Source organism: Binatus sp. (SeqCode) (genome assembly GCF_049584895.1).
In the GTDB taxonomy this organism is placed as follows: Bacteria; Desulfobacterota; Binatia; order Binatales; family Binataceae; genus Binatus.
This window is the reverse complement of the sequence record NZ_JBAUYR010000052.1, coordinates 1-20,901: the sequence shown is the minus strand read 5'-3', so window position 1 is coordinate 20,901 and position 20,901 is coordinate 1. Positions and strand designations below refer to the sequence as shown.

The following is a 20,901-nucleotide window of genomic DNA, read 5'->3' as shown; positions in this document are numbered from 1 at the left end:
TACAATCATCACCGCCCCCATCAAGGCATCGGCGGCCGCACTCCTATCTCTCGCCTTCCGAGGGACAACCTGTTGCAACTCGACACCTAACCCCTAACCCCTTCCCTCCAGGGAAGGGGAACCGGATTGGATGAGTAACCCCTTCCCTCGAGGAAGGGGGACAATCGCGAGGTTGGGAGATCATTCCAATGAGTCGTCGTCTGACTTATGATGCCTCTCCGCGATGCCCGCGGTTGCGATGGTTGGTCGAGGGCGGTTTCGCGGTCGAGGTTTTGGTATTGTTGCGGGCGGGGTCGAAGATGAATATTCGTTTACCATGGTCGCTCCGAAATTTGAGAATCAGGTAAAAATTTCAATCGATCGAATCATGCTCTAAATGGTTGATTGAGAACGAATAAGGTAGAAAACTAGCTTGGGCGAAACTGAAACCGGTCCGCAGTTAGCGGGGAAATATCGCCGCTCGCGGGCATGAAAACTGCTCATCAAACTCGAAGGAGGACGCCGTGCGGACAAATGCGGCATCGATAATCAAGGGTCTGTTCGTGGCGGTTGCGATCGCAGTGGTCATGGGATGCTCGGGGCAGCCACTCTCGACCCGTGAAAAAGGCACCTTCATCGGCACCGGCGTCGGCGCCGCAACTGGCGCAATAATCGGCGCGGCGGTAGGCAACCCGCTGGCGGGTGCTGCGATCGGCGGTGGTATCGGAGCCTTGGGCGGATACGCGGTCGGCAACGAGATGCAGAATCGCGAGAACGAAAACGCGCAGACCCAGGCGCAAATCAGCTCCCAACAACGACAGCTCGAGTCTCAGCAGAGACAGATTCAACAGTTGAAGAGTTCGGGCGAGACGGAATAGCAAGGGAAAACTCCATGCGCAGACATGCTATTGTCACAGGTGCATTGGCGCTCGCTGCCCTGTTCCTGGTGGCAGGATGCTCGGGAGATCCGATGTCCACCCGTGAGAAAGGCACCTTGGGCGGTGCGGCGGTCGGCGCGGCTACTGGCGCTATAATTGGTGCTGCCGTCGGTGCACCTCTGGCGGGCGCAGCTATCGGAACCGCTATCGGCGGCGTAGGCGGCTTCGCGGTTGGCAATGCGATGCAGAACAATGACAATGCGCAGGCGCAGACCCAGGCGCAGGTTCAGCAGCAACAACAACAACTTGAAGAGCAACGTCAGCAAATCCAACAATTGAAGGGCCAACAGGAAACCGAATAGCCCGGCTGACGTATAGTGATTGGAAGATGGAGGTTCTCAGATGCGCAAAGGTTTAACAGCAATAATAATGAGTTTGGCTCTGGCGGGATCGCTCGTTGTAGCCGGATGCTCAGGGCAGCCGCTCTCGACTCGTGAAGAAGGCACACTTGGCGGGGCGGGCATTGGTGCGGTTGGTGGTACCCTGGTCGGAGCGGCTGTCGGCCATCCTCTGGCGGGCGCCGCACTCGGTGGTGTCCTCGGCGGCGGAACTGGCTACGTAATCGGCAACTCGATGCAGAATACGCAGAACGCCAACGCGCAGACGCAGGCCCAGGTGCAGCAGCAGCAGCAGGAAATCGAGAATCAGCGCGAACAGATTCAGCAGATGAAATCGCAGTCGGAAACCGAGTAATTCCGAACCGCGCGATCCTCACAAAAGAAGAGCGGCGCCGCACCTGGCGTCGCTCTTTTCGTTTTTCAATAACCGCGATTCATTCCGGCTTGCACAGCTTGCATGCCCTCAGTCCCTCGTGTCGTGCGTGTCCCGAGTCCGCGTAGATTAACGCGTTGTTAGGATCGGCGCGGCGCGCCGCCGAGCAATCGGGGCGGCAGAATATTTTTGTATGTCGATGGCCCATGACGGCGCGCGACGGCAATCGCAGGTCGCGGCTGACGTCGAATCCCTCCGCGCGCAGCAGCTTGATCTTGTTGTCCACGCCGCCGCCGTAGTTGCCGATCGTTCCGTCGGATTTGATCACGCGATGACACGGCACGAAGATCGGAATCGGATTCGTCGCCATCGTGGTGCCGATTGCGCGCTGCGCGTTCGGCTTTCCCGCACTTGCGGCCAGCCCCTGGTAGGTGATCACCGCGCCGGCCGGGACCTTTCGCAGCAGCATGTACGCATGGCGCTGGAATTCGCTCTCGACCAGGCTCAGATCTACCGGGCGATCGGTCGCGTCGATGCCGCCCTCGAACACGCGGTCGATTTCCTTCTCGATCCGGCGCGCGCTCGCCTCGTTCTCGATCAGATCGAACTTCCTGCGCAGCATCTCGAGCGTCCGCTCGCCTCCACTGATAAAAAGAAAATGAAGCGCCGCGAGGCCACGATCGCTCTCAGCGACCAGCAGCTTTCCCAGCGGTGACGGAATCACGCCGACTCGCGCTTGCGGGCGTCGAATGATTTTCATCGCGCGCTCGATGCGTGGCCGCGTCTTCCCGATCATCGCGTCGATCATCCGGTCGTCTATAGGTGGACTCTCTTTCACACGCGTCGCCGTTCGATTGGTCTTCATACTGGTCACTCTTCGATCCTTAGTTTCTTCAGCGCTTGATAGACGCAGGCTCGCGCGCTTTCGGCCGAGCAATTCAGCGCCGTGCCGATTTCCGCATATTCGAGTCCCGCGAACTTGCGCATCATCAGTGCCTGACCCTGCTTTCCGGGCAGCCGCGCGATCGATCTCTTCAGATGAAGCGCGCCCTCAGGTCCGCCGTTGAGATGATGAGCCGCGCGACGCTCGATCGATTCGCTTTCGCTGTCCGCGCTCTCATTCGAGATGACGCGTCCGCGGCGCATCCGGTCGCGCGCGCGATTGCGGCACAGGTTCGACGCGATTCGGAAAATCCACGGCCGCAGCCCGTCTTCCGATTGCAGCGTCGGATAGGCGCGATAGGCGCGCAGCCACGTCTCCTGGAAGAGATCCATCGCGTCGTCGCGATCGCCGGTCGATCGCACCAGGAAGCGCATGATCTCGCGCTCCATGCTTTTCACCGCGTCTTCGAATGGCGGCGGCAGCTTGAGATTGAACGTCGGCATCGCGTCTGTCACGAAAGGCTGGCGATAGAACTCACCAAGTACCACAGCGTGATCGATCCGAAAACCGCGCCGAGAATTTCCTCGAGGACGCACGCCTGCGCCAGCCGCATGCCGTCGCCGATCTCGCGTTCGACCGCGCGCTCCGCAACTTCGGTGAACCGCGCCTCTTCTATCTGGATGGTGGGTATCATTGTTTTGTGCTCCTGATACCTACAACCCCGCTCGAGCCGATCTGTGAATCGAGCACTGTGGTGCAACGCGCGCGCTGCATTGACGCACGCCGCGATCCTGCGATTATCGCGCTATGGATCCGACCGGCTGGATTGCACTATGGGCAGTCTCATTCCTCGGCAGTCATCTGATCATATCGTCGTCCGCCGTGCGCGCGAGCCTGATAAGTGCGGTCGGTGAGCAGCCGTATCGCGGCATCTATTCGATCGTTGCGGCGGCGACGCTTGGCCCGCTCATCTATGAGTTCGCGCGCAACAAGCACGCCGGTCCATTGCTCTGGTATCTGCGCGCGGTGGCGCCGATTCGATGGCTCGCGTGGATCCTGATGCTGACCGCGCTGATCCTGTTCGTCGGCAGTTTCATCAACCCGAACCCTGCGGGGATGGCGCCGGGCGGCACAATGGAACCGCGCGGCATTCTGAAGATCACACGGCACCCGTCATTCGTCGCGTTCAGCCTGTTCGGTATCGCGCACATCCTGATGAACGGATGGGCCGGCGACGTGATTTTCTTTGGGATGTTCCCCGCGCTCGGAATCATCGGCGGGATGCATCAGGACGCGCGCAAGATTCGTGAGCTCGGCGATCGCTATCGCGAGTTGGTCGCGCACACGTCATTCGTGCCGTTCGCGGCGCTAATTAGCGGCCAAGTCCGATGGGCCAGCGGCGACACGCCGTGGGCCGCGATCGGCGCGGGCGTAGTGCTGACAGCCGTGATCCTCGCGCTACATCCCATAATCTTCGGCGGCAATCCGCTCGGCTAAGGACGGCACTGCCGCCGCGACTTGAGTGACCGAATCGAGGACCTGGCTGAGGCAGACCAAAGAAAGAACCGGGATTCTTCGCTTCGCTCTAGAATGACACAAGGAGCAAAGACACAGAGAAGAGATTGCGACGTGGCGAGCGGGTTTCTTGAGGCCCGGAACCCTCACCTACCGGCCGCGATGCGGCCGTCCTCCTCTCCCGTAAAGGAACGGGCGAGGAATTTTCGGAGCCGCGCCGCCCTTCCGAACCTGTGAGCGAAATGTTGTCCTCAACATTTCGCGATTTCTTTTTCACCGGTGCAGAGCCTGTCCTGAGCGAAGCCGAAGGAGGTCACCCGTGCCGAAGGAAGCGTGAAACCCACGGTGGTTTCATTTCAACTAAGTTCCTCGTATGCGCCGCTCACGGCGAGCTGCCGAGTGGTTTGTGTTCGACGGTTGAGCTGTCGAGATACGGTTCGTCGCCGATCCATGACACGTGCAGTGTCGTTACCGCCTCGACGCCTGGCAGCATCAGGTCCGCCGTCATCGTCTGCGTATGCGATCCGCCGGCGCTGCGGTGGCCGTCAATGAGTGCCTCTGCCATTGCGCGTCCTGCGGGCGCGACGCCGCCGGGCCCGATATTCGGCAGCGTGCCGAGTATCTCCGTGATTGTGGGCGCGACGTCGATGTTCGCGGTGGGATTCAGATCGACGAACCCGCGCCGGAAGTCCGGGCCGGTCGCCGCGCAGAAATTATGAATCTCGCGCTCGCCTGCCGCGCCATGCATCCCCATGCCGGTGGTGAACGTCTGACTGGTCCCGGTGTCGGCGTACACGAGTCCTTTCACCGGATGCAGCAGTTCGGCGGATTTGTTCGGCATCGAGACTTGTCCGATTTGCCCGATCAGAAACGCGGGATTGGTTGGGCCGGTGAGATTTTTGTTATCAGCATCGGGCTCCTCGCGAAATGAAATCACCAGGTCGGGCGATCGCTCCGCATTGTACAGGCCGATGACGCGCTGGCTGAAGGTCCCATTGATCCATCCGAGATACGGCTTCGGCGCGCGCTGACGATGTCCGCGGCGACTAGGCTCGTCGGGCGCTGTCGCAGGATCGCGCGAGAAGATCGGCCCGCACCATTCCTGCGCCTCGGCAAAGTTGACGATCTTCTGCAGCACCGCCTGCTTCGATTCCGGCGTCGCAAATTCCGTCGGCGAAAGGTACACGAGGTCCGCGCCGCCGTTGGGCACGACCACCACGTCGGTGCTGTCGTGCGATTTCTTGATTCCCGCCGCGACCAGCATCTCCGACAGCACGATTCGAAACTTGATCGTCGCAAAGCCGTGGTCCGAGACGATGATCAGATCAGTCTTGTCCGCGATTCCCAACGCCTCGATCGCCGCACGCACGCTCATCAGGTTGTTGTCGCAAAGGCTGAGCGCTTCCATCGCCGGCAACGTGCCGAGACCGGCGACGTGCTGCGTGAGATCGGGATTATGCTGCCAGAAAACGACGAGCGCGGGCCGGCCGGCGTCGGCGGCGAGCTTGGCGGCCGGTAGCGCGTCTTCGACTACCAACCGCGCATAGTACAAATCGCGCTGCTCGTCAGCGACCGTAGTTTTCGAATCGGGCGGAACCGTGATCTTCTGACTCGCCGACTGCGCAACTAAATCTTCGGACGCGAACAGGTAATCCTTGTGCGCCTCGCCCACGATGTCCTTGCCGTCGACGAGCGTCGCGACCCGATTATCAAACACCGCGGTCGGTCCCTGCTTGCCAACAACGCTGACGTAACCGCCCTCGCGCGCTACTTCCTGCGCGATGGTGTCCAGGCCAATCAGGCGCCCTTTGAATTGACTGGACCCGTTCAGATTCAGAATCGCCTTGGCGCCCTCAGCACTGACCACCTGACCCTTCGGCGTTTCCGCCGAGGGCGGCAAGTAGAAGTTGTTGCCCTCGAGTCCGTTGACGCCCGGCGGCGCACCAGTGGCGAGCGCAGTCGCGTTCACCATCGTCAGCGTCGGAAAGATCGAGTGATGCTTGTCGAAGCGCACGCCCTCGCGCGCGAGCCGAAAGAGATTCGGCGTGTCGCGTTGCGTGACGAAGTCGGGCCGCAGCCCGTCCCACACCATCAAGACCACGATACGTCCGCGACCGCGATGCGCGCTGGCAGAATCCTGCGCGCAGATCGGCGCACCAACAGATACTAAAAATAAAAAGAGAACCGCGAGAATTTCAGACAGCCGTCGAGTGGAAGACATTCGATCGGTCATCAAACAGGCCCACAGCCAACTGTGTCAATGATTCTTCGCGATCGGACTGGTTAACGGCATCCGCGGATGCGCCTTGAAAAATTCCCAGATGACGTCGGTCGCGTTCAGGCTGTCGCTCGGCTTGCCGACCCATTTCTCCGGCAGCCGATTCTTCGTGCGCGTCATCTTTTTTGTGCCGGTGCCGAGCACGAGCGTCTCGTTGTGATTCCCCGGCGCCGGCACCGGCTGATTCGCCGGGCCGCCCGCAGTCGCGGAAATCACAGCGGCCGCGAATATCGCCGCGGCAAGGAGCGTTGAAATAGCAGATCCGCGCATCCTCAGTTTTCCCCTGAAGCTCCAGTTCAATGTACGCCGCCGATGACATGCCGTTTCAGGATGCAACTCGATTTTTGATTTGGTAGCGTGACCGGAGAAAGTCGGAGGTCCACGACGTTGCGTATTGCACTGCTCGGCCAGGCCGCATTCGCGGAAAAAGCGCTCGCGGCGCTCGTCGATCATGGCGACGAGATCGTTCACGTCTTCGCGCCGCCCGATTCGCCCGCGGGCAAGGCGGATCCGCTCGCTGCCAAAGCCCGCGCGATGAACCTGCCGCTCAGCCAGCCCAAATCGTTCAAGAACGACGCCGCCTTCGATCATTTCAAGGCTCTCGACGCCGACCTCGCGATCCTCGCGTTCGTCACACTGATTGTGCCCGAGCGAATTCTCTACGCGCCGCGCTACAAATCGATTTGCTTTCACCCTTCCCTGCTGCCGCGCCATCGCGGCGCCAGCGGCATCAACTGGGCGATCATCCAGGGCGATGCGGAAACGGGAGTCACATGGTTCTGGCCGGATAAGGGTATCGACACCGGCCCGATACTCGTGCAAAAGCGCGTGCCGATCGCGGAGAGCGACACCGTCGGCTCGATTTATTTTAACACGCTCTTCCCGACGGGCATCGACGCGATGGTCGAGGCGGTTGACCTGATCAAATCCGGCAACGCGCCCTCGATTATGCAGGACGAAAGCAAAGCGACCTACGAGCCGCCATGCCGCGACGAGCACGCAAAGATCGATTTCGCAAAGCCGGCGCGCGAAGTCTTCAACCTGATCCGTGGATGCGATCCGCAGCCCGGCGCTTTCGCAAACCTCGGCGACCAACGCCTGCGCATGTATGAAGCCGCGTTCTCAGCCACCAGCTCGCAAGCCGAACCGGGCACAATAGTCGCCGTCGATGCGGACGGAATGAAGATCGCGCTCTCCGGCGGAACGATCACAGTGAAGCGAGCCCGAATCGATCCAAATCCGAAAAAGGTCGCACCTGCCGAGCTGGCATCGGGCGGCGATCTCAAAGTCGGTGCGAAGCTGACGTAATTATTTCGGCAACGCGCTTTTTGCTTTTGCCTTAAGCCGAGGATCGTCGCCCGCGACGCATAGCGACTCCGCCGTCCGCTTTGTCATCTCCGACATGGTCAGCGGCTTCATCTTCGCCTTCTGCGTTGCCTTGGCTGCTGCCTGATACTCAGCCGGAGTCATAGGGTTTTGGATCGCGTCCTTGAGCGAGTCGTCGCATTCTTTCTGAGACTGAAAACCCACGCCTATTCTCCAATTCGATAACGGCGCATGCGGATCAATTTTGTTATCGAGGCCGATCGGCGGAATCATCAGGTACCAAAGAACAATCGCAAGCGCGAAGGCGTGGTGAGGCTTCATCGACATAGAGCGGCAAAGGAAAAGATCCGGGATTCTTCGCTTCGCTCTAGAATGACACAAAGACGGAGCGACAGAAAAAAGTGAGCAGGCGAGCATTTGTGATTGAGCCCGGAACCCTCACCGACCGGCGGCTGCGCCCGCCGGCCTCCTCTCCCGTAAAGTAACGGGCGAGGTAAATCACTGCGCCTCTCCGCCCCAAAAAAGTTCTAACAGGGACGAAGTCCCGCATCTTTCTTTTTTACTGGGTGCAGGGGTCACCCCGGCCCAGGGGAGTGTGAAACCCAGGCTGGTTTCACATTCAATAACGTTCCTATGTTCTCGTTCCCCGCTGTCCCGCTGTCATCCTTTGCGCTACGATCCCGTCGCGGCTGAGGAGGTGTTACGGGGATGAGACTTTGCGTCGGGACGGCTAAGGGGATTGTGATTCTGGATCCTGCGCGCGGGGCGACGCCGTTGATGGTGCTCGCGGATCCGTCGGCCGTCTGGTGCATGGCGCAGGACGCCGCCGATCCCAATCTCATCTATGCCGGATCGACCGAGCAAATCCGCGGCAAGGGCACGCTCGCCCGATCGACCGACGGCGGCCGCACCTGGACCGACGTCACTCCCCCCCTCGCGCGCGAAGAAGAAGTCTGGTCGGTCGCCGCATCTCCGGCCGTGAAGGATCGCGTATTCGTCGGCACCTCGCACGCGCGCCTGTTCCGTAGCGACGATCGCGGCCGCGTCTTCAAGGAGTCCGACGGCTTCCTGAGAATTCCGGGACGCGACCGCTGGACGTTTCCGCCGCCGCCGCATATTCCGCACGTGCGCTCGATCGCTTTCGATCCGCATGAGCCGTCGACGATGTACGTCGGCGTCGAAGAGGGCGGCGTCTTCCGATCGCGCAACGAGGGCGCGACTTTCGAGACGCTCAACGACGGCCTCTACGAGGACATTCACACCGTCGCGGTGGATTCGCGCGACTCGCGCCGCCTTTACGCGACTACTGGCGGCGGCTTCTACCTGTCCAACAACGCGGGCAAGTCGTGGGAGCAGGTGACGCGCGGGCTCAACCGTACCTACACGATCCCACTGCTCGTCAGTGCGCCGGATCGCGACGACCTCTTCACCGCGGCTGCGATGGGTCCGCCGCCCACCTGGCGCGTCGCACCGACGGGAGCGGACGCGATGCTTTTCCGCAGCGCCGATCGCGGCGAGAGTTTCGAGCCAATCTCAGCCGAACAGAATTTCGGGCGTGGGATGGTGATGCGAATCAAAGCCGATCCTGAAAATGGGGGATTCTTCGCCGTATGCAACGACGGCGCAGTCATTCGCGCCAGCACCGACGGCGCGTCGCTCACGACGCTCGCCGAGAAACTGCCTCCGGCCTACGACCTCGCGATAATTCCGTAACCCAGCGCTGGCTGCCCCTTTCCTTCACGAGCCGGCAGCCGCCACGGGCACCGTCTATCGCGCGACTAGAGTCCAATTTCCATTGACCGGGATTGTCGTTGACGTAGATTGAAGAGAGCGACTCCGTCTGGCGCGGACGTCCCGTCGACTGGCCATATCATGCTAGAGGCGCGCGCCAGGACTTCGGACAGATATAAACATGGGCGACTTAGCAATCCGATTCCTGGTCGGCGGAATAGTAGTCTCAGCCTTTGCGGCTATAGGCGATGTCCTTAAGCCTAAGAACTTCGCGGGACTCTTCGGCGCCGCCCCGTCGATAGCTCTCGCAACAATTTCTCTAACTGTCTATCGAGAAGGACCCGGCTACGCTGCTATAGAAGCTCGCTCAATGATTGTAGGGGCGATCGCCTTCATGGCCTACGCGTGCGCAGTGGCCTACGCCATACAGCGATTCAGGCTTTCCGCGTCGATAGCTGCGCCGGGGTTCCTGCTGCTGTGGTTTGTAGTAGCTTTCAGTTTCTATGCGGTCTGGCCCGGCTAGATGACAGTTTCAGTAAATCTTTCAGCTTTGCGCCGAACCCGATGGACCGACTATGCAATCCGTTTTCTTTTCGGTGGACTGGTCACTGTCGCGACTGGCTTGATTGCCCAACACTTTGGACCAGGTGTGGGCGGTCTCTTCCTGGCTTTCCCCGCAATCTTTCCTGCGAGCGCGACCTTAGTCGAAAAAAATGAAATCAAAAAAAAGAAACAAGCCGGACTTCATGGCGCAAGACGCGGAGCACAAGCCGCTGCCCTGGACGCGGTCGGCGCCGCAATCGGCAGCATAGGACTCATTGGATTCGGCCTTGTCGTATGGCAGTTGATCGACAGACATAGCGCCGCGGCAGTCCTATCTGCCGCTACCGTGATCTGGCTGATTATCTCAACCGTAATCTGGCGACTAAGACATTGATCGTCCGGCGAAGTTCTTGGTGGCAACGGCAGCGGCTGACTTCCGCCACCGATTCTCACCCTTCCTTCACTCAGACCCCGTAATCCTGAACAACTCGCGCGCCTCACCCAGGCCCTTGAGCTCATGGACTCCGGCAGATTCAAGCGCGATCCCCGAACCTTCCAGCAAATGCTTCGTCGTCGCAGAAACGAGGACCTCGCCTGCCCCCGCAACTCCCGCGACGCGCGCGGCTTCATGGACCGCCAGCCCTCTTACGTTATCGCCCACGAACTCCACCTCGCCTGTGTGAACCCCTGCGCGAATTGCGATACCGAGCCGCGTAACCGATCGGCCAATCGACCGCGCGCATCGAACCGCTCGCGCGGGACCGTCGAACACCGCAAGGAACCCGTCGCCGGTCGTCTGAATCTCCCGCCCGCGAAAGTTGTTCAGTTCCAGGCGCACCTGATGGTTATGCTCGAGGAGCAGCTCACGCCACGCCGAATCTCCTAGCCTCCGCAGATGCGCAGTTGAATCGACGATATCGGTGCATAGCATCGCGGCGAGCGCGCGATCTCCATCGCCCGGGGCGGCGTAAAGCCGCGCGCTCGCGAATTCGATTGCCTCGAACGGCTCGTCGCCGGGCACTGTCGCGTCGTGACCAGGCGGAATGTCATAGACGTCGTCGATGGCGAACTCGCACACCTCGCCCGTATCACTCTCCACCAGCAGCCTTCCTCGTAGCACGACGCCTTGGTGATGAATCTGGCAGGAACGCGTGCCCGCGATCGGCCCGACATCACGCGACCATCGCCATCCCGGTTGAAACACGAAACGGCCGATCGTCGTCTCGCCATGTGAAACGTTCGCAATCCGGCCGTTGGAAAACTGCCGCACCTGATCGGGGCTACGAAAATTCTTTGCTTGCGGTCGCGCCATCGGAACTCCTTAGCGACAAGAACCCGCCGAAGCCGTAGCGAGAATAGGTGACCACCCCTTGTGACTCAAGATTCTGCTGCTAGAGCGCCTTTACCGCATCTCGACCGGCGTCTGCCCCTCGATAACTCTTTTCGCGATTATCGTCGCCGTCGATCGCGGCACCAGCCGCACCGCGTTCGCGCGCACCCAGTTGAACCATCCCGAGATAACACTCGGATGTTTCCCGAGCGCGTCGAGTGCGACCCGTACCACATTCTCCGCAGGCTCGCCGTGATCGTCGCCCACACTCTCGCCCGCCACCGATTGGAACTCAGTCTTGGTTGGACCCGGCTCGATCACCAGCGCGTCGACGCCCGTCCCGCGCAGCTCGCCCCACAATCCCTCGCCGAACAGCAAATCGAATCCCTTGGTCGCGCTATAAACCGCATGCAGCGGCAGCGGCTGACGTCCGGCGACCGATCCCACGATAATTACCGCGCCGCGCCCACGCTTCACCATCCCAGGAATGATTCTGCTCGTCAGCACAACAGGCACCACGCAGTTCACGACCACCATCGAGCGCAGCCTGTCCGTCGCGAGCTTGTCGAAACGTCCCGCGTAACCAAAGCCCGCATTGTTGACGAGCACCGCGATCTCCAAATCCGCGACCGCGTCCGCCAACCGATCCGCGCCGTCATTCGCCGCGAGATCGACCGCGACCACGCGAGTATTGACGCGATATTTTTCCTTAAGCTCGGCGGCGAGCGCATTCAGCCGATCCTCGCGCCGAGCCGTCAGCACAATCGACATGCCCTCGCGCGCAAGCGCCCGCGCAAACTCAAGCCCAATCCCCGCCGACGCTCCGGTCACAAGAGCCCATTGGCCGTACTTCTCCCGATACTTGCGCCCGGTATCAGCCATATGCGATTCCTCCGGACCTGCTCTTCCCCTCTCCCCACAAGGGAGAGGATCGAAGGTGAGGGTCCTTATTCAGCGCGCGCAGCGCGCGATTCAAGATTCCGCTTTTGCTCCGGATCTGCGTTAATCCCGGTACCGTGCGCCAAGCCATCCGATTACTATCTAGCAGGTTGTGACACCACAATCCCGATCGCGAAAACTCCGGCGCTCGCTAATGCCACAATCGATTTCTTTCCCCGACGGAATAAATTCCGTCCTACCATGTTCTCGCAGGCTGCAGAATTGCTGCTCTGTTTTGCAAGATGGCCTTGACAATATAGCGAAGAAAAAGCGAAGATAGCCATGCCGTCATATGAACACCGCCGCCACACTGCCACTCTATTCGCCGCCGCCCGACGACCTCGACGCGACTCGCGGGGTCGAGTTTATCGAGATGCCGGTGCGCCAGATTCTCAATCGATGCGACAGTCCGCGCATGCCCTTTCGATGGACCATCAACCCGTATCGCGGATGCGAGTTCGGATGCGTCTACTGCTACGCGCGCTATACCCACGATTTTCTCGAGTTGCGCGATCCGATGGACTTCGAGCGCAAGATTTTCGTCAAGCGGATGGCGGCCGAGGTCTTGTCGCGCACCCTGTCGCGCACGCCGATTGGCACCGACGCGATCGCGATCGGCACCGCGACCGATCCCTATCAGCCGGCCGAGCGGAAGTACGGTCTGACGCGCTCGATGCTCGAAATTTTCGCGCAGCTCCAGGGCCTGGATCTATCGATCACGACCAAGTCGAGCCTGATCGTCCGCGACCTCGAGCTGCTGCGAAAAATTAATCGCCGCTCGAAGCTGTCGGTGAACTTCTCGCTGATAACGCTCGATCGCAAGCTGCAGCGAATCCTCGAGCCGCGGGCGCCGCGACCGGGCCTGCGCCTGCGCGCGCTATTCGAGCTGGCGCGCGTGGGAATCCGATGCAACGTACTGATGATGCCGATGATTCCGGGCCTCACTGACGATCCCGCGGCGATCGAAAATGTGATTCGCGCGGCGCGTCGCGCGAACGCGTCGGGCGTATGGTGGCGTTCGCTGTTTCTGAAACCCGCGGCAGCGCGCCGCTTCATTCCGTTCATCAAGGAGCGCTTCCCGCATCTGGCCGAGCGTATCGACATGTTCTATGGCCGCGCGGAATACGCACCGAACGCCTACGACGACAGGATGCGCATGATTTTCAATCGCATCCGCGAGCGCCACGGTTTCCCGATCACCGATCGCTACATGACGCAACCGCCGGTCACGCCGCAGCCGCCGCGACAGAGCTCACTTTTTTCTTAACACTGGGTGCAGGGGTCACCCCTGCCGAAGGAAGTGTGAAACCCACCGCGGGTTTCACATTTAATTCTGGTGCGCGGGGCGGGACTTGAACCCGCACGGTATTGCTACCACCAGCCCCTCAAACTGGCGTGTCTGCCATTCCACCACCCGCGCATCGAGTATGCAGCCCGGAGCTTCAGTTGAGGGCAGGCGCTCCGCCGCAGCTGCGAAAATGCGACGATTACTTCGTTGATCCTGGCGTCGCCGGTGCGGCCGGATTTGCAGCCGCCGGAGCGGGCGCCGCGGGATTCGCGTTCTTGGGCGCTTGCTTCGCCGGCATCACGCTCCCCGCCGGCATCGACGAAAACGGATGCTCGAAGATACTGCCGGTGACGCGCCGCGAGGACGCCAGCGCCAGAAAGATCGAAGTCGAGAAAAAAATTATCGCGAGCGCCCACGTCGTCTTGGTCAGCGCGTTGCCCGCGCCGCTCGCGCCGAACACGGTCTGGCTCGATCCGCCGAACACGGCGCCGACCTCCGCACCCTTGCCCTGCTGCAGTAGTATAATAATGACCATCGCAACGCAGACGATCACATGAATCGAAATGACGATTGAAACCATTTTTCTTCTTTAGCGAGTCCGCGCCCTGACGATCCGCGCGAACGAGTCAGCCTTTAAGCTTGCCCCGCCGACCAGAGCCCCGTCAATATCGGGCTTGGACACGAGCGAGTCAACATTCTCGTCGTTGACGCTGCCGCCGTAGAGAATCCGCACTGCATCCGCGCGCTCGCGCCCATATCGTTCGAGTATCGCGCCGCGAATCGCGCCATGGATTGCTTCGGCCTGCTCGGGCGTCGCGGTGCGCCCGGTGCCAATCGCCCACACCGGCTCGTACGCGATCACTATCCTGATCACGTGATCGTCACCGATGTTTTCGAGCCCGCGCTGAAGCTGGCGCAGTACGACGTCGAGCGCGCGACCGCTGTCGTGTTCGTCCTGGGTTTCACCGACGCACATTATCGGGGTCATCCGATGGTGCAATGCGGCGAGCACCTTCTTGTTAATCAGCTCGTCGTTTTCGTGAAAGATATGGCGGCGCTCCGAATGCCCGAGGATCACGTGAGTGACGCCGTACGCGAGCAGCATCGGCGGCGACACTTCGCCGGTGAACGCGCCCTTGTCCTCGTAGTGCATATTTTGCGCGCCCAGCAGAATCGACGACCCCGCAAGCGCCTGCGCCACAGCCGGTATGAGAATCGCGGGCGGCGCGACCATCACCTCGCGATCTTTCGCGAGCGTCGCGGCGAGAGGATCGATCTCAGCGCGGATTCTCTCGACCAGCGCGCGCGCGCCCGCCGGCAGCAGATGCATCTTCCAGTTCCCGGCGATCAATTTCCTGCGCATCGGTGTCAGACTTCGAGCGCCTTTACGCCCGGCAGCTCGCGGCCTTCGAGAAATTCGAGGGTGGCGCCGCCTCCGGTCGAGATATGCGTGAACTTGTTCGCCCACGGCGCATGCGCGATCGCCGCCGCCGTGTCGCCGCCGCCGATTATCGAGATTACGCCCGCCTGATTCGCGAGCGCCTCGCCCACGCGCATCGTGCCGGTCGCGAAGGCCGGGACCTCGAAGAATCCGAGCGGCCCGTTCCAAATGACGGTCTTCGCGCGCGCGATCTCCGCGATAAACGTATCGACGGTCTGCGGCCCGATATCGAGCCCCATCATCTCGGATGGAATTTCAGTGACCGTATGAGGCGTCGCGGCGCCTTCAGGAGCGCCCGCGACGATATGATCCGAGGGCAGGATAATTTTGACGCCCTTGCGTCCGGCGTCGGCCAGCAGCTCCTTCGCCAACTCGATCTTGTCGTCTTCGACTCGCGAGCGACCCACTGTGATACCCTGAGCCTTGAGGAACGTGTACGCCATCGCGCCGCCAATCAGAATCGAATCGACTTTGTTCAGCAGATTTTTGATTAGTCCGATTTTGTCGGAGACCTTCGCGCCGCCCATGATTGCGACCGACGGCCGCTGCGGATCCTCAGTAACTTTGCGTAGCGCGTCCAGCTCGCGCATCATCAGGAATCCCGCCGCGCGCTCCGAGAGAAATCGCGTGACTCCCACCGTCGACGCGTGGGCGCGATGCGCCGTGCCGAAACCGTCGTTCACGTAAACCTGCTTGTAACGCGCGAGCTCATGCGAGAAGTCGCGATCGTTGGCCTCCTCCTCTTTGTGGAAGCGCAGATTTTCCAGCAGGATCGCCTCGCCCGGCTTGAGCGCATCGATCATTCTGCCGGTGTGATCGCCGACACAGTCAGGTGCAAGCTTCACCTTCTGCCCGAGCACCTTGGTCAGGTACTCGGCGACCGGCTTGAGACTGAACTCTGCGGATCGTTCCTTGGGACGACCGAGATGCGAACAGAGCACGGCCACGCCGCCGTGCTCGAGGATATAGCGAATCGTATCGAGGCTCGCGTCAATTCGCGCCGGGTCCTGAATTTTGCCCTCGGCGATCGGCACGTTGAAATCGCATCGCACCAGCACCTTCTTGTCTTTGAACTGAAGGTTCGTGATCGGTACTACGGGCATCGCGGGACCACTCACTCAATCCGGGTCGCCAGTGACGCGCTTTGATTTTTGCGGCACATAGAGCCGAATAATTTAACAGGCTGGGGAAAAACTTGCGAATTAGCTAATCCTGCATGTTAGCTGGGAAACCCTGCAGCCGTGTAGTGCTGGGCGCGCGCCGGGTGATAAGAAGATTGGGCGGCGCCTGCCTTCAGCAGGGAAAACCGATGCGCTGCTCGAATTGCAAAAGTGAAAATCCGGCCGGCAACAAGTTCTGTGGCGATTGTGGCGCGCTGCTCGCCAATCTCTGTCCAAAATGCGGCGCCGACAATCCCGGCGGCCAGCGCTTTTGTGGAACCTGCGGCACGGCGCTCGGATCACCCGCGGCTGCGGCCTCGACAGAGAAATCGAATGACTCGCCGATTCGAATAGCCGAGACGCCCGCCGCCGGAAATCTCGAAGGCGAGCGCAAGACGGTCACCGCGCTGTTCGCGGACATCAAGGGCTCGATGGATCTGATCGAAGACCTCGATCCCGAGGAGGCCCGCGCGATCGTCGATCCTGCCCTGAAGCTGATGATCGACGCGGCCCATCGTTACGACGGCTACGTTGTACAGTCCACCGGCGACGGCATCTTCGCGCTGTTCGGTGCCCCGGTTTCGCACGAGGACCATCCGCAGCGCGCTTTGTACGCTGCCCTGCGCATGCAGGAAGAGGTCAAGCGATACGCAGAGAAGCTGCGCGCCGAAAAAGGTGTGAACCTGCAGGTGCGCGTCGGCGTGAACACCGGCGAGGTCGTAGTCCGCACCATCAAGACCGACGAGCGGAACACCGAGTACACACCGATCGGACACTCGACCAGCCTCGCGTCGCGGCTCCAGGCGCTCTCGGCCCCCGGATCGATCGCGATAAGCGATACGGTGCGCAAACTGGTGGAGGGTTACTTCGCACTCAAGCCGCTTGGGCCCGCGCGGATCAAAGGCGTCAGCGATCCGGTCGAGGTTTATGAAGTTACGGGACTCGGTCCGCTCAGAACCCGGCTCCAGCGGTCGGCTGGGCGCGGCTTCACGAAATTCGTCGGGCGCAATCGCGAGATCGAAGCGATGAAGACTGCGGCGGATCAGGCCCGCGCCGGTCACGGGCAGATTGTTGCCGCGATGGCGGAGCCGGGAGTCGGCAAGTCGCGCCTGATTTACGAATTCAAAGCGACTTCGCAATCAGGCTGGATGGTGCTGGAGACGTTTTCGGTGTCGTACGGCAAAGCGACCGCATACTTGCCGGTGATCGGCCTGTTGCACTCCTACTTCGAGATTTCGCCTGAAGACGATGCCCGCAAGCGACGCGAGAAAATTGCCGGACGGCTCGCGATCCTTGATCCGTCGCTGGAAGGTACGCGGCCGTACCTGTTCTCGCTGTTGGGGATCGTCGAGGGGGACGATCGCAATCAGTGGCACTGGGAGCAAAGCCTCGATCGTCTCGACGAATACCTGCGCGAGTTGCAAAAGAAGGACCCGCTCGCGCAGATGGATGCGCAGATCAAGAAGCGGCGCACGCTCGACGCGATCAAGCGTATCCTGACGCGCGAGTCGCTCAACCAGCCGCTGATGGTGATCTTCGAGGACCTGCACTGGATCGACGAGGAGACGCAGGCTCTGCTGAACCTGCTCGCCGACTCGATCGCCACTTCGAGAATCCTGCTACTGGTGAACTACCGCCCCGAGTATCGCCATGAATGGGGCGGCAAGACTTACTACACGCAGTTGCGGCTCGACCCGCTCGCAAAAGAAAACGCCGCCGAGATGCTTCAGTCCATACTCGGAGACGGCGCGCAGCTCGACCCGCTCAAGCGGCTCATTGTCGAAAAGACCGAGGGCAATCCTTTCTTCATCGAAGAGATGGTGCAGACGTTGTTCGAGGACGGCGCGCTGGTGCGCAATGGGACCGTCAGTCTGATCAGTCCGCTGGGCGATCTCAAGATTCCGCCAACCGTCCAGGGAATCCTCGCCGCGCGCATCGACAGATTGCCGCCGGCCGAAAAGGAACTGCTGCAAACGATGTCGGTGATCGGCAAAGAGTTTCCGCTCAACCTCGTTCGCGCGGTGACTGGAATCCCGAACGACCAGATCCAGCCGATGGTGGACGACCTGCAGGTCGCGGAGTTCGTCTACGAGCAGCCTTCAGCTGGCGAATTCGAATACACCTTCAAGCACGCGCTCACGCAGCAGGTCACGTACCAATCGGTGCTGATGGAGCGGCGCAAGATATTGCATGAGCGGACGGCGGCGGCGATCGAGACGATTCATGCGTCGCAGCTCGACGACCATCTGGCGGAGCTGGCCAACCAGTATAGTCGCAGCGCAAATCTCACCAAGGCCGTCGAGTTCCTGTGGCGCGCGGCGAACCAGGCGTCGCAGCGCTCGCTCTACGCGGAGGCGATCGATTACGTCAATCGCGCGCTTGAATTGCTGGCGACGACGCCGGAAAGCGAGGCGCGCGCGCAGGATGAACTCAGGCTGCAGATGGTGCTGGGCGTCGCGCTGATGGCGGCGAAGGGCTTCTTGTCCGAAGATGTCGAGCGGGCCTTCTCGCGCGGCTATGAACTCGCGCGCAACCTCACAGACCCTCTGCAACAGAGTCAGAGATTTATGGCGCTGCAAGGCGTCTGGGGTTTTCACTACACTCGCGGCGACACGGCATCTGCGCTGAGAGTGGCGCAAGAGACGATGGCCCAGGCGCTGAGCCTCGACGACAGTGTGCAGCTCCCACGCGCGCGAATGCTCAAGTTCGCGCACTACGCCCTGGGTGCGTCGTTGGTGCAGGCCGGCGACTTGACCGCCGCGCACGATCATCTCGAAAAATCGCTGTCGTTTGAGAACGTACCGGCGCGCATCGAAGGAATTGCGCGCTTCGGCCCCGATCCAAACGTGCTCTGCCTCACCGGCCTGAGCGACCTGCTGTTTAATCTCGGCTATCCCGACCAATCGTTGCAGCGGTGCCATGAAGCGATGAAGGCCGTCACGAGAGAGTCAGATCCTTTCAGCTATGCGATGGCCCTGCTGACTTTGGTCCAGGCTCATTGCGCTCGGCGTGAGGGCGCGATGGCCGCCAAGTTATGCGACGACCTGATCGCGTTGTGCACCGAGCACGGCTTTCCCTTTTGGCTCGCGATCGCGAACCGATGTCTGGCCTGGACGATTCTGTTGCAAGGGCGGCTGCGCGAAGGCCTCGCGATGATGAACGAACAGCTCGCTCAAGCGGAAAGCATCGAAGCCGAGATCAACCGATTGAACTTGCTCCCGTTCGTCGCCGATACCTACAGCCGCCTCGGCGAGTTCGACCGCGGTCTCGCGGCTCTCAACCAATGGCTCGAGGTAAGGAACCAGCACTCTGCCAGAGGTACCGACGCACTTTATTGGCGCATCCGCGGCGAGTTGCTGCTGAGAGCCGGCTCGATCGACGAAGCGCAACAGAGTCTCCGCCAGTCTATCCAATTGAGCGCCGATCAGAGCGCGAAAATGGAACAACTGCGCGCGAGCACAAGCCTCGCGCAACTGCTGGCTCGTGAAGGAAAGCGCGACGAGGCTCGCGCGATGCTCTCCGAAATCTACAACTGGTTCAGCGAGGGCCTCGACATCGCCGATCTGAAAGACGCGAAGGCTGTCCTCGATGGACTAAACGATTAACCGCTAGAGCCGGTCCGCCACGAATGCGGCTATGTCTGCCAGCCGGTTCGAGTAGCCCCATTCGTTGTCGTACCACGAAAATACTTTCACCAGCCGCTTGCCGACGACCTTGGTCAACGGCGCGTCGAAAATCGACGAATGCGGATTGCCGTTCAGATCCACTGACACCAGGGGCGCTTCGCTGTATTCGAGAATCCCCTTAAGCGCGCCGTCCGCCGCCGCTTTCATCGCAGCGTTGACCGATTTCACCTCGGTGTCCTTCTCGAGCGTCGCCGTCAGATCAACCAGCGAGACGTTCGAGGTCGGCACTCGAATCGCGATTCCATCGAGCTTGCCGTTAAGCGCTGGCAGCACGAGGCCAATCGCCTTGGCCGCTCCCGTCGACGTCGGGATCATCGAGACCGCCGCGGCGCGTGCGCGTCGCAAATCCTTGTGCGGGCCATCCTGCAACATCTGATCCGACGTGTAGCTGTGCACGGTGGTCATCAACCCGTGAACGATGCCGAAACTCTCGTGCAAAACTTTGCCAATCGGTGCGAGGCAGTTGGTAGTGCACGACGCGTTGGAAATCACGTCGTGCTTCTTCGGGTCGTAAGCGTTTTGGTTAACGCCGAGGCATAGCGTGACGTCGGCACCGTCGGCGGGCGCGCTGATAACGACTTTCTTCGCGCCGGCCGCCAGATGCATCGCGGCCTTGTCGCGCGCTGTGAACAGTCCGGTCGATTCGACCACCACCTGCACCCCGAGCTTGCTCCACGGCAACTTGGCGGGGTCCCGTTCAGCGAGCACCTGCAGCGGCTTGCCATCGAGGAAAATACTGGCGCCTTCCGCTTTGACTTCGTGGCGCAGCGTGCCGTGGATAGAATCGTACTTCAGCAGATGCGCCAGCGTGGGCGCGTCGGTAATATCGTTGACGGCGACGACTTCGATATCCTTTTTGGTCAGCGCCGCCCGCAGGAACATCCGGCCAATCCGCCCGAATCCGTTAATCCCGACTTTTATCGCCACCGCTCGAATCCTCCCATTGCAACGCCCCGAACCTTAGATAAGTTCAGCCGCGATGTACAGATTCTACGCCGTAGAGGCCGCGAATGCAGTGGGAGGGAAGAAAATCACCTTATTTAATGTGAAAAACACCGTGGTTTTCACGCTTTCCTGGGCAGGGGTGGCCCCTGCACCCAGTACTAGTCGCAAAATGGCGAGGACGCCCTGTTGCTCTCAGGTTCTTTTCACG

At 60.8% G+C, this 20,901-nt stretch carries 22 protein-coding genes and 1 tRNA gene; 10 read left to right on the top strand and 13 right to left on the bottom strand.

The genetic code is table 11. From position 1 onward, the window contains the following. Window positions 1-503: 503 nt before the first annotated feature. The 3 genes from WB650_RS10380 to WB650_RS10370 all read left to right on the top strand — a co-directional run bounded on the left by WB650_RS10380 (window position 504) and on the right by WB650_RS10370 (window position 1,610). Window positions 504-857, top strand: a complete 354-nt coding sequence (locus WB650_RS10380; RefSeq protein WP_422307179.1) for a glycine zipper domain-containing protein — start codon at window positions 504-506, stop codon at window positions 855-857. 14 nt (window positions 858-871) lie between these two features. Next, a complete protein-coding gene (locus tag WB650_RS10375) occupies window positions 872-1,219 on the top strand; it encodes a glycine zipper domain-containing protein (RefSeq protein WP_422307178.1) in 348 nt (115 codons plus the stop codon). 67 nt (window positions 1,220-1,286) lie between these two features. Continuing rightward, window positions 1,287-1,610 carry a hypothetical protein gene (locus tag WB650_RS10370; RefSeq protein ID WP_422307176.1) on the top strand — a complete coding sequence of 108 codons (324 nt, stop codon included), beginning with the start codon at window positions 1,287-1,289 and terminating at the stop codon, window positions 1,608-1,610. A gap of 79 nt (window positions 1,611-1,689) precedes the next feature. Here the strand turns inward: WB650_RS10370 and WB650_RS10365 are convergent, their stop codons facing one another. Genes WB650_RS10365 through WB650_RS10355 form a run of 3 tightly spaced genes read right to left on the bottom strand, consistent with a single transcriptional unit; the run spans window position 1,690 to window position 3,205 of the window. Continuing rightward, window positions 1,690-2,493, bottom strand: coding sequence for a methylated-DNA--[protein]-cysteine S-methyltransferase (locus tag WB650_RS10365; protein WP_422307174.1), 804 nt, complete (start codon window positions 2,491-2,493; stop codon window positions 1,690-1,692). A 5-nt stretch (window positions 2,494-2,498) separates the two neighbouring features. Beyond that, window positions 2,499-3,014 (bottom strand): RNA polymerase sigma factor, encoded by a 516-nt coding sequence (locus WB650_RS10360; RefSeq protein WP_422307172.1) that lies wholly within the window; start codon window positions 3,012-3,014, stop codon window positions 2,499-2,501. A gap of 8 nt (window positions 3,015-3,022) precedes the next feature. After that, on the bottom strand, window positions 3,023-3,205 hold the full coding sequence (locus WB650_RS10355; protein ID WP_422307170.1) for a hypothetical protein: 183 nt from the start codon (window positions 3,203-3,205) through the stop codon (window positions 3,023-3,025). Between the two features lie 113 nt (window positions 3,206-3,318). On the opposite strand from WB650_RS10355, the gene WB650_RS10350 reads away from it, so the two are divergent. After that, complete coding sequence (locus WB650_RS10350) at window positions 3,319-4,008, top strand: NnrU family protein (protein ID WP_423960351.1); 690 nt, start codon at window positions 3,319-3,321, stop codon at window positions 4,006-4,008. 400 nt (window positions 4,009-4,408) lie between these two features. Here WB650_RS10350 and WB650_RS10345 read toward each other — a convergent pair whose 3' ends face one another. Further along, entirely contained in the window at window positions 4,409-6,247 is a 1,839-nt protein-coding gene (locus WB650_RS10345) for an alkaline phosphatase family protein (RefSeq protein ID WP_422307165.1), read from the bottom strand. Between the two features lie 36 nt (window positions 6,248-6,283). Further along, the gene (locus WB650_RS10340) at window positions 6,284-6,574 is read right to left on the bottom strand and encodes a hypothetical protein (RefSeq protein WP_422307163.1); all 291 of its coding nucleotides are present in this window, start codon (window positions 6,572-6,574) and stop codon (window positions 6,284-6,286) included. Between the two features lie 117 nt (window positions 6,575-6,691). On the opposite strand from WB650_RS10340, the gene WB650_RS10335 reads away from it, so the two are divergent. Beyond that, the gene (locus WB650_RS10335; RefSeq protein ID WP_422307161.1) at window positions 6,692-7,612 is read left to right on the top strand and encodes a methionyl-tRNA formyltransferase; all 921 of its coding nucleotides are present in this window, start codon (window positions 6,692-6,694) and stop codon (window positions 7,610-7,612) included. Here the strand turns inward: WB650_RS10335 and WB650_RS10330 are convergent, their stop codons facing one another. After that, window positions 7,613-7,951: a hypothetical protein gene (locus WB650_RS10330; RefSeq protein ID WP_422307159.1), complete on the bottom strand. Its 339-nt coding sequence runs from the start codon at window positions 7,949-7,951 to the stop codon at window positions 7,613-7,615. It lies immediately after the preceding gene. 387 nt (window positions 7,952-8,338) lie between these two features. On the opposite strand from WB650_RS10330, the gene WB650_RS10325 reads away from it, so the two are divergent. From WB650_RS10325 to WB650_RS10315, 3 genes are all read left to right on the top strand, one after another. Beyond that, window positions 8,339-9,343, top strand: coding sequence for a WD40/YVTN/BNR-like repeat-containing protein (locus WB650_RS10325; RefSeq protein ID WP_423960348.1), 1,005 nt, complete (start codon window positions 8,339-8,341; stop codon window positions 9,341-9,343). Between the two features lie 199 nt (window positions 9,344-9,542). After that, entirely contained in the window at window positions 9,543-9,884 is a 342-nt protein-coding gene (locus WB650_RS10320; protein ID WP_422304910.1) for a DUF3147 family protein, read from the top strand. Next, the gene (locus tag WB650_RS10315) at window positions 9,885-10,298 is read left to right on the top strand and encodes a DUF3147 family protein (protein ID WP_422304912.1); all 414 of its coding nucleotides are present in this window, start codon (window positions 9,885-9,887) and stop codon (window positions 10,296-10,298) included. 66 nt (window positions 10,299-10,364) lie between these two features. On the opposite strand, the gene WB650_RS10310 is transcribed toward WB650_RS10315, so the two are convergent. Both WB650_RS10310 and WB650_RS10305 read right to left on the bottom strand, forming a co-directional pair. Next, complete coding sequence (locus WB650_RS10310; RefSeq protein ID WP_422304914.1) at window positions 10,365-11,216, bottom strand: adenylate/guanylate cyclase domain-containing protein; 852 nt, start codon at window positions 11,214-11,216, stop codon at window positions 10,365-10,367. Between the two features lie 90 nt (window positions 11,217-11,306). Then, on the bottom strand, window positions 11,307-12,116 hold the full coding sequence (locus WB650_RS10305) for an SDR family NAD(P)-dependent oxidoreductase (RefSeq protein ID WP_422304916.1): 810 nt from the start codon (window positions 12,114-12,116) through the stop codon (window positions 11,307-11,309). Window positions 12,117-12,465: 349 nt separating this feature from the next. Between WB650_RS10305 and WB650_RS10300 the strand changes: the two genes are divergently transcribed. Next, window positions 12,466-13,440: an SPL family radical SAM protein gene (locus WB650_RS10300; protein ID WP_423960346.1), complete on the top strand. Its 975-nt coding sequence runs from the start codon at window positions 12,466-12,468 to the stop codon at window positions 13,438-13,440. A gap of 67 nt (window positions 13,441-13,507) precedes the next feature. Here WB650_RS10300 and WB650_RS10295 read toward each other — a convergent pair. The 4 genes from WB650_RS10295 to WB650_RS10280 form a co-directional block, all read right to left on the bottom strand. Further along, a tRNA-Leu gene (locus WB650_RS10295) sits at window positions 13,508-13,593 on the bottom strand. Between the two features lie 67 nt (window positions 13,594-13,660). Further along, on the bottom strand, window positions 13,661-14,041 hold the full coding sequence (gene secG, locus WB650_RS10290) for a preprotein translocase subunit SecG (RefSeq protein WP_422302502.1): 381 nt from the start codon (window positions 14,039-14,041) through the stop codon (window positions 13,661-13,663). A gap of 9 nt (window positions 14,042-14,050) precedes the next feature. Further along, window positions 14,051-14,824, bottom strand: a complete 774-nt coding sequence (tpiA, locus tag WB650_RS10285) for a triose-phosphate isomerase (protein ID WP_422302501.1) — start codon at window positions 14,822-14,824, stop codon at window positions 14,051-14,053. Window positions 14,825-14,829: 5 nt separating this feature from the next. Further along, on the bottom strand, window positions 14,830-16,005 hold the full coding sequence (locus WB650_RS10280; RefSeq protein WP_422302499.1) for a phosphoglycerate kinase: 1,176 nt from the start codon (window positions 16,003-16,005) through the stop codon (window positions 14,830-14,832). Between the two features lie 206 nt (window positions 16,006-16,211). Between WB650_RS10280 and WB650_RS10275 the strand changes: the two genes are divergently transcribed. After that, on the top strand, window positions 16,212-19,667 hold the full coding sequence (locus WB650_RS10275; protein WP_423960344.1) for an adenylate/guanylate cyclase domain-containing protein: 3,456 nt from the start codon (window positions 16,212-16,214) through the stop codon (window positions 19,665-19,667). Window positions 19,668-19,670: 3 nt separating this feature from the next. On the opposite strand, the gene gap is transcribed toward WB650_RS10275, so the two are convergent. Continuing rightward, window positions 19,671-20,675: a type I glyceraldehyde-3-phosphate dehydrogenase gene (gene gap / locus WB650_RS10270; protein ID WP_423960342.1), complete on the bottom strand. Its 1,005-nt coding sequence runs from the start codon at window positions 20,673-20,675 to the stop codon at window positions 19,671-19,673. Window positions 20,676-20,901: the final 226 nt, after the last annotated feature.

Coding starts and splice junctions, on each gene's coding strand:
- WB650_RS10375 (WP_422307178.1), top strand. CDS start 872: ATGCGCAGACATGCTATTGTCACAGGTGCATTGGCGCTCGCTGCCCTG.
- WB650_RS10370 (WP_422307176.1), top strand. CDS start 1,287: ATGAGTTTGGCTCTGGCGGGATCGCTCGTTGTAGCCGGATGCTCAGGG.
- WB650_RS10365 (WP_422307174.1), bottom strand. CDS start 2,493: ATGAAGACCAATCGAACGGCGACGCGTGTGAAAGAGAGTCCACCTATA.
- WB650_RS10360 (WP_422307172.1), bottom strand. CDS start 3,014: ATGCCGACGTTCAATCTCAAGCTGCCGCCGCCATTCGAAGACGCGGTG.
- WB650_RS10355 (WP_422307170.1), bottom strand. CDS start 3,205: ATGATACCCACCATCCAGATAGAAGAGGCGCGGTTCACCGAAGTTGCG.
- WB650_RS10350 (WP_423960351.1), top strand. CDS start 3,319: ATGGATCCGACCGGCTGGATTGCACTATGGGCAGTCTCATTCCTCGGC.
- WB650_RS10345 (WP_422307165.1), bottom strand. CDS start 6,247: ATGTCTTCCACTCGACGGCTGTCTGAAATTCTCGCGGTTCTCTTTTTA.
- WB650_RS10340 (WP_422307163.1), bottom strand. CDS start 6,574: ATGCGCGGATCTGCTATTTCAACGCTCCTTGCCGCGGCGATATTCGCG.
- WB650_RS10330 (WP_422307159.1), bottom strand. CDS start 7,951: ATGAAGCCTCACCACGCCTTCGCGCTTGCGATTGTTCTTTGGTACCTG.
- WB650_RS10325 (WP_423960348.1), top strand. CDS start 8,339: ATGAGACTTTGCGTCGGGACGGCTAAGGGGATTGTGATTCTGGATCCT.
- WB650_RS10320 (WP_422304910.1), top strand. CDS start 9,543: ATGGGCGACTTAGCAATCCGATTCCTGGTCGGCGGAATAGTAGTCTCA.
- WB650_RS10315 (WP_422304912.1), top strand. CDS start 9,885: ATGACAGTTTCAGTAAATCTTTCAGCTTTGCGCCGAACCCGATGGACC.
- WB650_RS10310 (WP_422304914.1), bottom strand. CDS start 11,216: ATGGCGCGACCGCAAGCAAAGAATTTTCGTAGCCCCGATCAGGTGCGG.
- WB650_RS10305 (WP_422304916.1), bottom strand. CDS start 12,116: ATGGCTGATACCGGGCGCAAGTATCGGGAGAAGTACGGCCAATGGGCT.
- WB650_RS10300 (WP_423960346.1), top strand. CDS start 12,466: ATGAACACCGCCGCCACACTGCCACTCTATTCGCCGCCGCCCGACGAC.
- secG (WP_422302502.1), bottom strand. CDS start 14,041: ATGGTTTCAATCGTCATTTCGATTCATGTGATCGTCTGCGTTGCGATG.
- tpiA (WP_422302501.1), bottom strand. CDS start 14,824: ATGCGCAGGAAATTGATCGCCGGGAACTGGAAGATGCATCTGCTGCCG.
- WB650_RS10280 (WP_422302499.1), bottom strand. CDS start 16,005: ATGCCCGTAGTACCGATCACGAACCTTCAGTTCAAAGACAAGAAGGTG.
- WB650_RS10275 (WP_423960344.1), top strand. CDS start 16,212: ATGCGCTGCTCGAATTGCAAAAGTGAAAATCCGGCCGGCAACAAGTTC.